This window comes from Psychrobacillus sp. NPDC096389, from assembly GCF_044762855.1.
GTDB lineage: Bacteria > Bacillota > Bacilli > Bacillales_A > Planococcaceae > Psychrobacillus.
This window is the reverse complement of the sequence record NZ_JBIWFB010000001.1, coordinates 264,603-280,146: the sequence shown is the minus strand read 5'-3', so window position 1 is coordinate 280,146 and position 15,544 is coordinate 264,603. Positions and strand designations below refer to the sequence as shown.

Here is a 15,544-nt window from a genome sequence, read left to right as displayed (position 1 = left end):
TTCTCATCAAACTAGCTGTTTGATCAGCTCTTTATTTTTTTCTTTAAACACTTCATTATGCGAAGAAACCATCGCCATTTTATATGCATCTGGTTGTAGGTATTGTTTCGCTTTGTTTACTGCATTTGCTGCATCATGGAAAGTTCCTGCTATTAGATGTAATTTTCCCGGATGTGCCAATATATCACCAGCTGCATAGATACCTTCCACAGATGATTCGCTCATACTTGTGCCGTCCACATAGAAGTCCTCTACCATCGCAATATTCACATCACTATTTTTGAGAAGTTCCGCTTCTCTTTCATATCCATGATTAATAATCACTTCATCAATTTCTAAAAAAGTCAGTTCGCCAGTTTCATGATTTGTTAACGCTACCTTTTCAATTGCATCATGACTTTGCGAAGCGATAAGCTTGGAAATAGAAGTATTGAAAAAGACTGTCGCCGAACTTGATAATAATTGGCTTACTTGTGCTTCATGTCCGTTTAAAGCTTCTTTTCGATATGTCACATATACTTTCTTCGCAATAGGTTCTAATTCATTTGCCCAGTCCACTGCTGAATTTCCACCGCCGGAAATAACAATGGTTTTATCTTTAAATCGTTGAATAGACTTTACCGTGTAATTTAAATTGCTTACTTCGAATCGCTCTGCCCCTTCGATATCTAGCTTCAAAGGATTAAGGATTCCTCCACCAACAGCTAAAATAATCGTTTTTGAATAATGCATTTGACCAGAAGCCGTTTTTAAACAAAAAATTTGTTGTTCGTCTCTTGTGATGGACTCCACTTTCTCATTTAATACAACTTCTGGATCAAACGTAAGACCTTGTTGTACTAATTGCTCGATCAATCGCTCCCCTGAAATTGGAGGTTGCCCCCCTACATCCCAAATCATTTTCTCCGGATACACATGAATTTTTCCGCCTAAATGTGGCTGGAACTCAATTATTTTTGTTTTCAATTCCCGTAACCCACTATAAAACGCAGAATATAGTCCAGCTGGTCCACCGCCAATAATCGTTACATCAAATATATCATTCATTTTTTAGTCTCCTAAAATTTATTGTTGACATTATGCCTTATTTTAAATATAGTTGCTATTGTGATAATGATAATCGTTATCACCATTTTTTGCAACATTAAGTTTGGAGGTTTCGGTATGGTCCGTTTATACACAGATGATCTATCTATTGGCTACGGTGAGCGTTTAATTGTAAAAGAGCTGTCTGTACAAATTCCAGATCAACAAATTACAACAATTATTGGGCCAAATGGCTGTGGAAAATCTACCCTTTTAAAAGCTATTACGCGGATTATCTCTCATCAATCTGGTTCGATTGTGTTAGATGGAAAAAGTGTGACAAAAGAAAATACGAAACAACTCGCCAAAAAAATGGCTATTTTACCGCAAACCCCTGAAAGTGCCGCGGGTCTTACAGTTGGAGAACTTGTTTCCTATGGTAGATTTCCTTATCAATCTGGTTTCGGTCGACTTACAACGAAAGACTACGAAGTAATTGAGTGGGCGCTCGAAGTAACTGGAACGTCTGACTTCAAATATTTCCCTGTGGATTCTTTATCCGGCGGACAACGCCAACGTGTTTGGATTGCAATGGCACTCGCTCAAGAAACCGAAATTATTTTCTTAGATGAACCGACTACTTATTTAGATATGGCACATCAATTGGAAGTGCTAGAACTGCTACAAAAACTAAACAAAGAAGAAAAACGCACAATCGTCATGGTATTACATGATCTCAATCAGGCAGCACGCTTTGCAGACAACATTATCGCCTTAAAGGCAGGTCAAATTGTGAAAGCTGGCAGTTGTGAGCAAGTCATCACACAAGAAGTACTTAGAGATGTGTTCCAAATAGATGCGGAAATTGGATTAGATCCAAGGACAAATAAACCAATGTGTATTACATACAACTTACTTAAGGGAGAATAACGTCATGAAGAAATTTTTATTTCCAAGTTTACTTTTACTTGTTCTAATTTTAGGAGCTTGTAATAACGAGTCCAGTGCTAAAAAAACGAATGACGAAAAAGACGAACCAACAACTATTACGTACAATTCTGAAGAAGGTCCAATTGAAGTTCCCGCTGATCCACAACGTGTAGTGGTGCTTGCTTATGCTGGTCACGTTGCTGCGCTTGACGTAAATGTAGTTGGCGTGGATCCTTGGTCTAAACAAAATCCACGATATGATAAGTATTTCAAAGATGTGGAAGAAGTATCTGAGGAAAACTTAGAGAAAATTATTGAGTTAGATCCAGATTTAATTATCGGGTACTCTACTGTACAAAATTTAGATAAATTAAAAGAGATTGCACCAACTGTAACGTTTACTTACGGAAATGTAGATTATTTAACACAGGAAATAGAGATTGGAAAACTACTAAATAAAGAAAAAGAAGCACAAGATTGGGTTAATGATTTTAAAGAACGCGCGAAGTCTACTGGAGAAGAAATCAAAGCTGCTATCGGTGAAGATGCTACTGTGTCGGTAATTGAAAACTTTGATAAACAATTATATGTATACGGCAATAACTGGGGTCGAGGAACAGAGATTCTTTATCAAGAAATGGGCTTAAAAATGCCTAAAAAAGTAGAGGAAGCTGCTTTAGCACCAGGTTACTATGCATTGTCTTTAGAAGTACTTCCTGAATTTGCAGGAGATTATGTGATTTTAAGCAAATCAACTGCTACAGACAACTCATTCCAAGATACAGATACTTATAAAAATATACCTGCTGTAAAAAATAATCGAGTGTTTGAAGCACCAATGGAAGAGTTTTATTTTAATGATCCAATTACATTAGAATATCAACTTGAATTCTTCCAAGACCACTTTTTAAATAGTAAATAATAGTCGAGGAGGAATTCGAGTCGAGGATTCCTCCCTTTCTTATTGATAGATAGAAAGGAAACGAACGATGAAATCTTCTATTCGTTTTAGTATAAAATTCATAATCGGGTTGTCTATACTTTTTGTTATGTTTATCGTTGCAATGATTTTTGGCGCAGCTGAAACCTCTATTCAAGATGTGTGGAATGCTTTATTTTCTAATCTGAAAAATGATCAAATAAATGTACTTCGTGAAATTCGTTTTCCTAGAGAAGTAGGAGCTGTCGTTGTAGGTGCGGCACTTGCTGTTTCGGGTGCTATTATGCAAGGTATTACGAGAAATCCTCTTGCTGATCCTGGACTATTAGGACTTACCTCAGGAGCGAATGCCGCACTCGCAGTTACACTCGCATTTTTCCCGATGGTAAACTATTTTGGAATCACAGTTGCCTGCTTTATCGGAGCTGCAATAGGTGCCATTATGGTATTTAGTATCGGAGCGATGAAAAAAGGAGGATTCTCTCCGCTTCGAATCGTACTTGCTGGGGCTGCCGTTTCTGCTTTTTTATATGCTATCGCAGATGGAGTCGGTATTTTTTTCAAGATATCGAAAAGCGTAAATATGTGGACAGCAGGAGGGCTTATCGGAACGAATTGGAGCCAGTTATATATTATAATACCTTTTGTTTTTATTGGAATTCTAATTGCTCTGTTACTTTCCCGACAACTAACTATTTTAAGTTTAAATGAAGAAGTTGCAGTGGGATTAGGTCAAAAAACTGTTCTCATAAAAACTATTCTATTTATCGTCATCATATTACTCGCAGGGGCGTCTGTGGCTCTAGTAGGGAATATGGCATTTGTCGGCTTAATGGTTCCACATATCGTTCGAGCGATCGTTGGAACTGATTATCGTTCTATTATTCCTATGTCTGTCATTGTTGGAGCTATTCTTATGCTAGTTGCCGATACGCTTGGCAGAACGATTAACATTCCTTATGAAACGCCAGTTGCAGCAATTATCGCGATAATGGGACTACCTTTCTTTCTTCTTGTTGTCCGTAAAGGAGGAGGCGCATTCCAATGATTCCAAAAGAGGTCATCAAAAAACAACGAATATTAGTTGTCATTTTATCATTTTTAATTTTGACTACCGCTATTATTAGTGCTAGTATCGGGTACTCTTCTTTATCATTTGATCGCTTGTTACCTACCCTATTTGGACATGGTACATTCAAAGAAGAATTTGTTTTATTTTCAATTCGTTTACCCCGAATTATTATTACGATACTTGCTGGTATGGCACTAGCATTGTCTGGTGCTATTTTACAAGGAATTACACGTAATGATTTAGCGGACCCAGGTATCATCGGTATAAATGCTGGAGCAGGAGTGGCAATTTCTTTATTCTTCTTATTTTCACCTATTCAACCTGGTTCTTTTGTATATATGCTTCCTTTTGTAGCATTTATCGGGGCTTTACTGACAGCGTTTTTTATTTACATAATGTCATACAATCGAAAAGTAGGTTTACAACCTGTACGATTAGTACTTGTAGGTATAGGATTTTCAATGGCTTTGTCTGGATTAATGATCGTTATTATTTCATCGGCAGACCGCGAAAAAGTTGATTTTATCGCGAAATGGTTAGCCGGCAATATTTGGGGAGCTGATTGGCCATTCATCTTAGCCTTACTACCATGGTTAATCGTTCTGGTCCCTTTCACTTTATATAAAGCGAATAAGTTGAATATACTCGGTTTAAATCAACCAGTGGCGATTGGGGTTGGGGTATCCATCGAGAAAGAGCGAATCGTACTGTTACTTGCTGCAGTTGCCCTTGCTGCTTCTGCGGTTTCCGTTACAGGAGGGATTGCATTTATCGGGTTGATGGCACCTCATATCGCAAAAGCACTAGTCGGTCCTAGACATCAGTTATTTATTCCTGTTGCAATTTTAATCGGTGGCTGGCTGTTACTATTTGCTGATACAATTGGCCGAAATATTGTGGAACCAAGCGGACTTCCAGCTGGGGTAATGGTTGCGTTAATCGGCGGTCCTTATTTTATGTATTTATTGTTAAAGAAATAAGTGAAGATGGGACTGCCTTATGATCGTTTATAGGCAGTCCTTTTACTTTACTTGTTCAAATGGTTATACATTTTTTCCGGAAAATCCGTAAAAATGGCATGTACTCCGGCAACTTGAAGCATATCTGCATAAGGCTTTTCATTTACTGTAAAAACCCGCAGTTGACTTCCACTTTCAATAATTTCTTTTCCCATTTTCCTTAATGCAGTTGGGAAAAAGGCATGAAGTGCATCTGCGCTCACCATTTTCGCGTATTCATGCGGGGCAATCATTACTTCCATAAACAAAATAGCCGTTTCAATATGTGGCGCTAGTTTTTTTACATGTTGAATCATTTCATGATTGAAAGAAGAAATAACGACCCTATCTTCCAGTCGATATACCTTCAACATTTCTAATACTTTCTGCTCCATCCCTTCATAAGGGAAAATATCTGATTTTAATTCAATATTTATATGGTGATGAGTGTCTTTATACACATATAATGCCTCTCTTAAAGTAGGAATCGTTTCCCCTTTAAAATTGGGAGAAAACCATTTTCCGTAGTCATATGCCTTTAATTCTTTAAGTGTTAGATCTTTTACGAAACCTTGCCCATTTGAGGTACGATTGATCGATTCATCATGAATAACCACTAACTCCCCGTCTTTTGTTAGATGTACATCGAATTCCACACCATGTATTGGCAATTGTGCTGCTGCTTTAAAAGCAACAATGGTATTTTCCGGATATGTTCCTGAGCAGCCTCTATGTGCATAAATCTTCATAAACCCTATTCCTCCCTTTTTCACTCATTATACTTTTTTCTAAAAGGAAAACGCCATCTCCAGATGAGAGATGACGTTGATTTATTTACTTCCTTGGTGGAAGCTGAATATATTTAAGTCGCGGAGGTCTAGCTTTTTTCATGATGAACCATTGTAAACTTGTATGTACTTTCTTTCTAATAGAGCTAAATTGTAAAGTATTCAACCGTTTATTCGAAACTTTCATTGTCACATTGCGTTCATTCAAACCCAATAAGTATCTCTCCTTTTCGATTGAACGTTCTCTTCACCATTCATCCTATCGTAAGTTTATGTAGTCCATATTGAAATTATGTTAGGAGATTGTAAAAAGTTGTCTCTTTTCTACTTGCATTCTTCTTTTTCATCGTTTATTATTTAAATCGTAATTATTACGATTTATAGAGGAGAATATAATGACTATACAAACACAAATTCCAGTTACAGTATTAAGTGGATATCTAGGAGCAGGAAAAACTACAGTACTCAATCATTTACTTGCCAATAAAGAAGGAAAGAAAATTGCGGTCATCGTCAATGATATGAGTGAAATTAATATCGACTCCCAACTTATCCAAGATGGCGGATTTTCTAGAACGGAAGAAAAACTCGTCGAACTTACAAATGGATGCATATGCTGCACACTAAGAGAAGATTTGTTGATTGAAGTGGAAAAGTTGGCAAAGCAAGGAGATATCGATTATATCGTGATCGAATCGACAGGTATTTCTGAACCAATACCTGTTGCTCAAACATTTACATATATCGATGAAGAAGTGGGAATCGACTTATCTCAATTCTGCAAGTTGGATGCCATGATAACGGTAGTGGATGCATTTCGTTTTTGGACTGATTATGAAAGTGGCGAAACATTACTAGAGCGAAAACAAACCGATGATGAATACGATCAACGGGATGTTTCGGACTTATTAATCGATCAAATCGAGTTTGCAGATATTTTATTAGTATCCAAAATAGATTTAGTATCAGCTGAATATGCGGCAGCCTTTCAATCGTTCTTGCGAAAAATGAATCCAGACGCGGAGATTCATCTAATTGAAAACGGCGTAATAGATACTTCTATTCTACTCGATCGTCATTTATTTGATTTTGAAAAAGCTTCTAGCGGTGCGGGTTGGATAAAAGAATTGAATGAAGAACATGTCCCGGAAACAGAGGAATATGGGATTAGTTCTTTTGTTTATAAAAGAAAACGACCATTCCATCCAAAAAGATGGGAGCAATGGTTAAGTGACTTCCCACAAGAAATCGTTCGCTCAAAAGGCTTCTTTTGGTTAGCATCGAGAAACAAAATGGCTGGCTTACTATCTCAAGCCGGTTCCTCTATTCAATTTCAAGGAGCTGGATATTGGATTGCAACACTACCTAAAATTCAGCAGCAACAGATTTTTCAGGAAGATTACACCATTTCAAGTAGATGGGATGAGGAATACGGCGATCGTCAAACCGAAATTGTTTTTATCGGTATGGATATGGAAAGGGAAGAAATCGAAGCGGCTTTAGATGCTTGCTTGTTAACAAATGAAGAAATGAAAACAGATTGGGCTTTATTAGAAGATGCACTTCCTCCGTTTGTAAGTGCTAGTTAAGTTAGCTTTTAGAATCTAGGTGTAAGTATCGCTAAAGATTATGTTTCCAAAAAAAGATGACCCAATTCGGGTCATCTTTTTTGAAAGAAATGTGTATGATGAATCGTTTCAAATCCTGCTTTTTCGTATATTGATAATGCTGTATCATTATCTGTTTCGACGTCTAAGTAAATACTTTCTTTCCCAAGAAGTTGGGCTTCATTTTTCGCCCAGTTTAACATCGAAGTTGCAATTCCTTTTCCACGAGCATGTTCATGTACACCAAGCCCTGTCACCCATAGCTTATCTGAATCATCCACAATCGTAACGGTACCTACAACACTTCTTTCTAATGTAGCGACCATTAGTCGACGGTTTGGTGATTGCATATTAAATGCAATAAAATTCATCACTTCTTCTACTGTGTCCCCAAAAGCACTCATGAGCACGTCTATTAACTCGGATTCCTCTGAACTGTATGAAATGATTTCCACTTCACTATTAATCGAGGCTGCCTCTGCCTTAGCAACCATTGTCCTCTCGGAAAAATCATATTCATAGCCAAATTTCTTCAACCATTGTCGTCCATATTCTGATTTCTCAGGTACTAAAGCTAGATCGGATATTGCTCCGCGAAGCACCAGGTTTCTGTCTAACTCCCCTACAAGTCTTGTTCCTATTCCTTGTCTGCAAAGAGCGTGTGAAACAACCGTGCTCCACTCGAATTCTCCAGTAGCTAGTCGGTCGATAGCCGATAACACGCCAACTAATTTATCTGAATCATCGTCATAGGCAAGTACACAAAAACCTGTTATATGAGTATCTGTGAACTCATCAATACTTAATAAGGATGTGTAGTTTACTGCCTGTTCCTGTAATAACTCATTTATTTCATTCATTGTATCGCTATCTAATGGACTAGATACTGTCATTATAGAAATATTCATAAATCCTCCTTAAATCTTCGTATCTGCTAGCATATTATAATACCGTCCCCGTCTTTGGAGCAACTGTTCTTGCGGTCCCGACTCTACTAGTTTCCCATTCTCCATTACAAAAATAAGATCTGCCTTACGTACTGTATTCAAACGGTGCGCAATAACAAAGCTTGTTCTACCTTCCATCAATCGCTCCAGAGCTTCTTGTATTTTCAACTCCGTTACTGTATCGATGCTCGATGTAGCTTCGTCTAATAGTAAAATTGCAGGGTCGGCAACAAGTGCTCTTGCAATGGATAATAATTGCTTTTGCCCTTGACTAATCTCTCCGCCGTCTGCCGTTAAAATAGTATCATATCCATTTGGCAACTTCATAATAAATTCATGTGCATTTGCTTCTCTAGCTGCTATTACAACCTCTTCATCTGTGGCATTTAATTTCCCGTATCGTATATTTTCTCGTACAGTCATTTCAAAAAGAAAAGGATCTTGCAAAACAAATGCCGTTTGGCTTCTTAAAGTATGTCTTGGTAGGTCTTCCACCTTGACACCATCGATTAAAATGCTGCCACCAGTTACTTCATAAAAACGAGCAAGAAGTTGCATGATAGTCGTTTTCCCTGCGCCAGTAGCTCCTACTAAAGCAGCCGTCTTTCCCGCTTCTACATGGAAAGAGACATGCTCAATCGTAGGGCGATCATCATTTTTATCGTACCAAAATGTCACGTCCTCAAAAGTGACATTTCCTTTTAGTTTATAATCTTGATATTCAGTTGCTGCATCTATTTCTTGCGGTTCGTCGATAATTGCAAACACACGCTCGGCACCCGCAATCGCAGATAACACCGTATTGAACTGATTCGCTAAATCGTTTAAAGGTCGCGTAAACTGTCGAGCATATTCGGTGAAAATAACGATTTCACCAATCGATATATGCCCATAAAATGCAAGGATTCCCCCTGCTGCCGCTACAAGTGTAAAACTCATATTGTTTAACAAGTTCATCACTTTGGGGATAAATCCAGAATAAGTAAGTGCCCAAAACCCGGTTCTTTTTAAACGTTCGCTTTTCTCTGCAAATTCCTCTAGCATGCGAGTTTCTTGGGAAAATGCTTTGACGATTCGTTGACCAGAAACAGTTTCTTCAATCATGCCATTGAGTTCTCCAAGTGCTTTTTGCTGCTCTTTAAATAATTTTGATGTGCGTCTCGTGATCCAACGCATCGCAAAATACATAAGCGGAACAATAATTAGAGTGATCAAGGTCATCAATGGACTTAACAGAAGCATGACAACCGTTGTTCCCACTAAAGTTAACACACTAGAAAATACTTGGATAAAAGAAGAGTTCAACGTTTGACTGACGTTTTCTATATCATTGGTCATCCTGCTCATTATTTCCCCATGTTGTCGTTTATCAAAAAACGATACAGGTAGTTTTTGTAAATGGTCAAATAATCCTGTTCTAAGCCTGTAAATGGTTTGCTGCGCAATACCAATCATCCAGTAACTTTGTAAATACATCGTGACAGATAAAAATACATATACGATGATTAATAATCCAATCATATTGGCAAGGCCTTCAAAAACACTTTTAGCAATATATTCATCTATAATAATCCCGATTAAATACGGTCCAAACAAAGCCAAGGCAGAACTAGCTACGACTAACAAAAGTACTATAATCAATAAAAAACGTTGCTCATCTACAAACTTCCATATCCGATGAAGAACACCTTTCCAATCAGATGGCTTTTCTACCTTTTTCTTATAGTCTTTCTTCAAATCTTCCTTAGTTACAATTGGTTCATATCCAAAAGGTTTACGAATGAAGTTCATCGTGTCCGCCGCCTTCCTGCTGTGATTCTGCAATTTCCCTATATAAAGAGGAACTTTCCATCAGCTGTTCATGCGTGCCAAATGCCGAAACTTTCCCTTCTTCTAGCAAAAGAATTTGATCCGCCCCTTTTGCGGTTCTAATTTTTTGCGTAACGACAATCATTGTTGCATTTTCTTGTTCTAAAGCTTCCCATAAAGCATTTTCTGTCGACACATCTAATGCACTTGTACTATCATCCAACAATAAAATTTCTGGTTTTCGTACTAATGCACGCGCAATGGATAATCGTTGTTTTTGACCGCCGGATAAATTGACTCCCTTTTGACCAACCCTCGTATCATATTGATCTGGGAAATGTTCAATAGAATGATGAATCTGCGCTTGTAATGCCGCTTCTCTTAACGTTTCCCCAGAAGCAGTTGCATCTCCCCATCCTAAGTTTTCTTCAATACTTCCTGTAAAAAGAATGGATTGTTGTGGTACAAGTCCAATTGTTTGCCTTAGCTCTTTTAGTGGCCATTCTTTTACTTCCACCCCATCAATCCGAATTTCACCTTCCGTCGCATCAAAAAAGCGAGGTATTAAGTTTAATAGCGTCGATTTGCCGGAACCTGTTGACCCCATTATCGCAAGCTTTGTTCCCGGTTCTAAAGTAAAAGATACATCTTTTAGAACAGGTATATCAGTCGTTGGATAATAAAAAGTAACATGCTGAAACTCGATTTCTCCCTTTTTAGGGACAGCATTCGCAGCGTCTATACTTATTTCTTCAATTCCTTCTTCCACTACTAAAACCTCTTCCATTCGTTCAGCGGAAGCTTTGGCTCTAGAGAAAAATATAATAATGAAAGAAAACATCGAAAATGCCCCCGTCATACGCATTGCATAGTTGACGATAGCAACAAGATCCCCCATCTTCGTATCGCCTGTTTGAATTTCTTTAGCACCAAACCAAAGCACTGCCATTAAACTCACATTCATGATAAATAAAAGAACAGGTAAAATGAGCTCCATAATACGGAATGCTTTCACATTATCTATTTTTAAAGTATTGGCAACAGATGCAAAGCGAGTCGATTCAAAACTACCACGTAAATACGCTTTAATAAGACGGACCGCTTGCAAATTTTCCTGTACTTTACGTGTCACATGGTCGACACTTCTTTGTACTTTTCCAAAAAGCTTCAGCCCTTTTCGGCTCATTAAAAAAAGGAAAATGATTAAAATCGGTGCTCCCATTACTAAGAACATAGCTAGATAAGCATGTACAAAAAAGGACATAATAATGCTTCCAATGACTAATAATGGAGCTCGAAGCATTATACGCAAGCCCATAAATATTAAGTTTTGCGTAATTGTCACATCATTCGTTAAGCGCGTTATTAAACTAGAAGAAGGAAATCTTAAAAAAGTTGCCATCGTAAAGGACTGTACCTTTTTAAATAAGGCCTGACGAATATCAAATCCATAGCTTTGCACGACATGGGATGCGATGAATGTATTTATGACTCCCGCTAAAAAAGCAATCACCGAAATCCCAAGCATAATAAGTCCCCAGAAAATAATTGTCTGCTGATCCCCTGCTAGTATTCCATCATCGATAATCGTTGCTATTAATAAAGGTTGCACTAGCTCAACAGAAAGCTCCACTAACATAAGTAATAACGCAATCACTACAAGCCACTTATATGGCGATAAATAAGAAAAAATCGTCTTCACAAATACAACACCCCTAGATTCTTCGCTACTCGAATTATTTCTATATAGAGTCTATTATGCCATAACACAAACACAACATATAGAGAAAAGCGCAAGTTCCTGTACAAGAATAATACATTCTAAGTTCACGCCGCGTAGTGCTTCTTGCGTAAATCTCGTTGCAAAATAAAAAACATTTGGCAACGACAGTATGACCAAGACCCCCACCCTGCCGGTCTCTGTCAGCACATACGAAAAAATGAATGGCATAAGGCACAAAATAGAGAAAATGCGTCGTAGTGAACTCTGAGCCATTCCGAACGCTTGCGCAAAAGTTGTGAAATCTCTCCACGAAGATGGACGATCTATCCAGATAGTTGGACAATCTCTTCGCAAATCTGGACAATCTCTCCTCCAAACACTGCAAATATATGAAATTATGCATATAAGCTAAAAATAATAGAGCTTCTTGCGTCATACTTTCCCCAAAAAATCACCTAATTATCTTATTAGATGAAAGTTATTTGTCATAAGTTTTATGATTTCCTATAGCATTAGAAAAAGATGGCCTCAATTAGCCATCTTTCCTTTTCGCTTCCATTTAATTTCACCAGCAATCGAAAGCCATGTAACGAATACAAGCATTACGACAACTCCTACATATTGCCAGGCTCCGAAAACTTGTCCTAACCAAATAACCGAAATAACCATAGCTGTGAGTGGTTCCATACTTGATAGAATACTTGTTTCTACAGGTGATATGTACTTCATACTTGTTAAGAAAAGTATAAAAGCAATTGTTGCAATAAGAATAATGATAAAAGTCATTATGTTATATGGATAGCTTACAAGGACTATCCACTCATTTGAACGCCAAATTTGAGAGACGAAGGCTAGTACTATGCCCCCTATCAACATACCCCATCCTACGACGATGAGTACTCCCCACTCTTTCATAAGCCTTGCAGGATATACCGTATAAATCGAAAATGCAACTCCGAGCGCTAACCCCCAAAAAAGGGCTTCCTTACTTATTAATAATTGATCGAATTTGGCATTTGTCAATAAAAAAAACAATCCAACAAGCGTTCCAATAATACCGATAATCTGATATCTAGGAGGAAATAACTTACTTTTCCACGAAAGAAATATCACTATATAAATCGGCCCTAAAAACTGCAGTAATGTTGCAATAGACGCATTACTAGCCTCAATTGCCGCAACAAATGTGTACTGTACAGAAAGCATCCCAAAAATACTAAACACAATTAATTGCTTTAACCAACTTTGCTCTTTCCATATCGTATAAATGGGCTTTCCACTAATTCTTAAAAATGCTAGTATGCACACACCGGCTACGATTAATCGAACTGTGAGAAAGAAAGGAACGGATAAGTTGCTTTCTTTTAATACCCACTCCATCATTGGCCCCGATGCGCCCCATAACATAGCCCCTAATATAATGTACACAATACCTTTCCATCGTGCCATTTTCCCTATCCCTCTTTTCTTTCCTCATAACTAATTGGTACTTTATCCCTTGTAAATATTTTTCAATGAATATATTGTTCTATTTTAAAGACTATTTTATGTATTTTCTATATAATGAATGTATATTATTCAAAGGAGCCGTTCATATGTACCTAAAAGATGATTTATTTGATCTAAATAACACTGTTTTTAATCATTTGCCTTTCCCGACTTTTATGACAAATAAGGACGGTCATATTATTTGGTGGAGCAGGGAAGCCGAAAAACAATTCGGATACCATTTAGAAGATTTACAAGGACCTAAAGCCCCGCTCTTTAATGAACATACATATGGGCATTTAACTGCTAATTGGGAAACAATTCTACAACAAGATGATCCAATTCGCTTTAGTCCTGTTATCCTTTATTCAAAAGATAGAAACTCCACGAAAACATCTATAGTAGTCAAATCAATTTTTCTGAATGACGACCACTATGTTTTTTTCCAAATCGAATCAAACGCAATACAAGATACAGAAGAATCTTCTTTTTCAGAGTTACAATTATTAAAAAAAGGGTTATCTAAGTCATTTATGGTTGCTTATTTAGACAAAGAAGGATTAATCCTTCACGCCAATGACATGTTCTTAAAAAGAAGTAATTGGACACCGAAACGAATTGTCGGAAAAACGTTTTGGCAGCTTTTCCCTAACACCCCTCAACATGTTTCCATTGCCGATAAAATTATGAACACATTGCAAAAAGGGCAAGTTTTCCAAGATACCGTCGAGAAAATGACAAAAGATGGAGAAAGCTATTGGGTAGAGTTGATCGCAATCCCAATTACTAATACAGAAAATCATACGCTATACCATTTGTTATTGGAAGAAGAAATTACAGAAAAAAAACTAATACAAACACGCCTAGAACAAATAGCGTATGTAGATACAGAAACTGGTCTATTGAGTAGATATCGTTTAGAAGAAATGGTGGATGAATATATTCAAGATAGCAAATACTTTTCCTTTGTTTCCCTTAGTGTTGATCAATTTTATACATTAAAAGAAATATTCAACGATCAAACGGAATCTCAGTTATTAAGTGAATTGACGAAAAGATTGAAAATCTATTTTGAAGAGTCAATCATTGCAAGAGCTGGAAGAAATGAATTTACTGTCCTTACAACTTTAGGAGAATGGTATATTCAAGGATTCGTTCATTATTTAAAACAAAATCCTATTTATCTAGACAATAAAGTTGTTCCTATTACAGTCAGCGGAGCAATTACAAGATACCCAGAAGATCAACAATCCTATTTGCACCTATTAAAAGCAAATGATCTGAAAATCCAACAAGTGAAATTAGAAGGTGGAGGCATGATTGCGAGCCTATCCTCATCTGACCATCATAAGCTAGCTCGTCGTGCGCAAATAGAAAAACGATTATTGGAAGCATTAAATCACCAAAATCTTCATGTTCTATATTTACCACAAAGAGATGTACTAACCAATCAAATTACAGCAGTTGAAGCGCTTGTACGTTGGGAAGATGAGGTACTAGGAATCGTTTCTCCTGAAGAATTAATACCAATAGCTGAAGAAACTGGATTAATCAATGAAATTGGTGCGTTTATGTTAGATAAGGTTTGTGAGCAAGCAGCTATGTGGCAACAAAAAGGAGTACCAATTAAAGTAAGCTACAACTCATCCATTCGAGAGTTCCGTGATAAAAATATGGTAAAAACCGTTCGCAATGTTTTAAATAAATACAAATGCCCACCAGAGCTTTTACAAATCGAGTTTACGGAAAAATTTGCACTCGAAGCAGAAGCAGAAAAGTCTATTATTCAACAAATGCAAACATTGCATCAAGATGGTGTTGTTTTTGTATTAGATGATTTTGGAACTGGCTATGCGTCACTAAGGTACTTACAACTTCTACCGATTAGTAAGCTAAAAATTGATAAGTCATTTGTTAGTTCCCTTATGCAGCAAGAAAAATTACAAAAGCTTGTCCAAGGTCTTATCCATTTTGGGCAATCTTTGGATGTGCATGTTGTTGCAGAAGGTGTAGAAACAGGTGAACAATATGGCCTGTTAAAACAAATGGGATGCGATTCCGCTCAAGGATACTATATCAGTCGCCCAATCCCAGCAGATGAAGTCGAAGCACTGCTACGATAAAGAAATGCACTTTATATTTATCTTGTTTTTTAGGCTCTGTGGAAGTGTAGAGTATAGGGATAAAGCGTCGTAGTGTATTGACTAACTAGTGAC

The 15,544-nt window shown here is 37.3% G+C and carries 12 protein-coding genes; 6 read left to right on the top strand and 6 right to left on the bottom strand.

The genetic code is table 11. The features are described 5' to 3' along the window. Positions 1-6: 6 nt before the first annotated feature. Complete coding sequence (locus ACIQ38_RS01355; protein WP_402817070.1) at positions 7-1,047, bottom strand: NAD(P)/FAD-dependent oxidoreductase; 1,041 nt, start codon at positions 1,045-1,047, stop codon at positions 7-9. A gap of 117 nt (positions 1,048-1,164) precedes the next feature. On the opposite strand from ACIQ38_RS01355, the gene ACIQ38_RS01350 reads away from it, so the two are divergent. The 4 genes from ACIQ38_RS01350 to ACIQ38_RS01335 all read left to right on the top strand — a co-directional run bounded on the left by ACIQ38_RS01350 (position 1,165) and on the right by ACIQ38_RS01335 (position 4,948). Next, complete coding sequence (locus ACIQ38_RS01350; RefSeq protein ID WP_402817068.1) at positions 1,165-1,956, top strand: ABC transporter ATP-binding protein; 792 nt, start codon at positions 1,165-1,167, stop codon at positions 1,954-1,956. Between the two features lie 4 nt (positions 1,957-1,960). Continuing rightward, on the top strand, positions 1,961-2,878 hold the full coding sequence (locus ACIQ38_RS01345) for an iron-hydroxamate ABC transporter substrate-binding protein (protein ID WP_402817066.1): 918 nt from the start codon (positions 1,961-1,963) through the stop codon (positions 2,876-2,878). A gap of 67 nt (positions 2,879-2,945) precedes the next feature. Then, entirely contained in the window at positions 2,946-3,944 is a 999-nt protein-coding gene (locus tag ACIQ38_RS01340; RefSeq protein WP_402817064.1) for a FecCD family ABC transporter permease, read from the top strand. Next, positions 3,941-4,948, top strand: a complete 1,008-nt coding sequence (locus tag ACIQ38_RS01335) for a FecCD family ABC transporter permease (RefSeq protein WP_402817062.1) — start codon at positions 3,941-3,943, stop codon at positions 4,946-4,948. The genes ACIQ38_RS01340 and ACIQ38_RS01335 overlap by 4 nt, the downstream gene beginning before the upstream one ends. A gap of 47 nt (positions 4,949-4,995) precedes the next feature. On the opposite strand, the gene ACIQ38_RS01330 is transcribed toward ACIQ38_RS01335, so the two are convergent. Then, positions 4,996-5,715, bottom strand: coding sequence for a glycerophosphodiester phosphodiesterase (locus tag ACIQ38_RS01330; RefSeq protein ID WP_402817060.1), 720 nt, complete (start codon positions 5,713-5,715; stop codon positions 4,996-4,998). Positions 5,716-6,155: 440 nt separating this feature from the next. On the opposite strand from ACIQ38_RS01330, the gene ACIQ38_RS01325 reads away from it, so the two are divergent. Continuing rightward, positions 6,156-7,343, top strand: coding sequence for a GTP-binding protein (locus ACIQ38_RS01325; RefSeq protein WP_402819531.1), 1,188 nt, complete (start codon positions 6,156-6,158; stop codon positions 7,341-7,343). A 71-nt stretch (positions 7,344-7,414) separates the two neighbouring features. Here the strand turns inward: ACIQ38_RS01325 and ACIQ38_RS01320 are convergent, their stop codons facing one another. From ACIQ38_RS01320 to ACIQ38_RS01305, 4 genes are all read right to left on the bottom strand, one after another. Next, a complete protein-coding gene (locus tag ACIQ38_RS01320) occupies positions 7,415-8,269 on the bottom strand; it encodes a GNAT family N-acetyltransferase (protein ID WP_402817058.1) in 855 nt (284 codons plus the stop codon). A 9-nt stretch (positions 8,270-8,278) separates the two neighbouring features. Next, the gene (locus ACIQ38_RS01315) at positions 8,279-10,099 is read right to left on the bottom strand and encodes an ABC transporter ATP-binding protein (protein WP_402817056.1); all 1,821 of its coding nucleotides are present in this window, start codon (positions 10,097-10,099) and stop codon (positions 8,279-8,281) included. Beyond that, positions 10,083-11,819, bottom strand: a complete 1,737-nt coding sequence (locus tag ACIQ38_RS01310; protein ID WP_402817054.1) for an ABC transporter ATP-binding protein — start codon at positions 11,817-11,819, stop codon at positions 10,083-10,085. Before ACIQ38_RS01310 ends, ACIQ38_RS01315 begins: the two co-directional genes overlap by 17 nt. Before the next feature lie 549 nt (positions 11,820-12,368). After that, positions 12,369-13,289 (bottom strand): DMT family transporter, encoded by a 921-nt coding sequence (locus tag ACIQ38_RS01305; protein WP_402817052.1) that lies wholly within the window; start codon positions 13,287-13,289, stop codon positions 12,369-12,371. 146 nt (positions 13,290-13,435) lie between these two features. Here ACIQ38_RS01305 and ACIQ38_RS01300 point away from each other — a divergent pair, with 146 nt between their 5' ends. Beyond that, positions 13,436-15,451 carry an EAL domain-containing protein gene (locus ACIQ38_RS01300; RefSeq protein ID WP_402817050.1) on the top strand — a complete coding sequence of 672 codons (2,016 nt, stop codon included), beginning with the start codon at positions 13,436-13,438 and terminating at the stop codon, positions 15,449-15,451. Positions 15,452-15,544 lie beyond the last annotated feature (93 nt).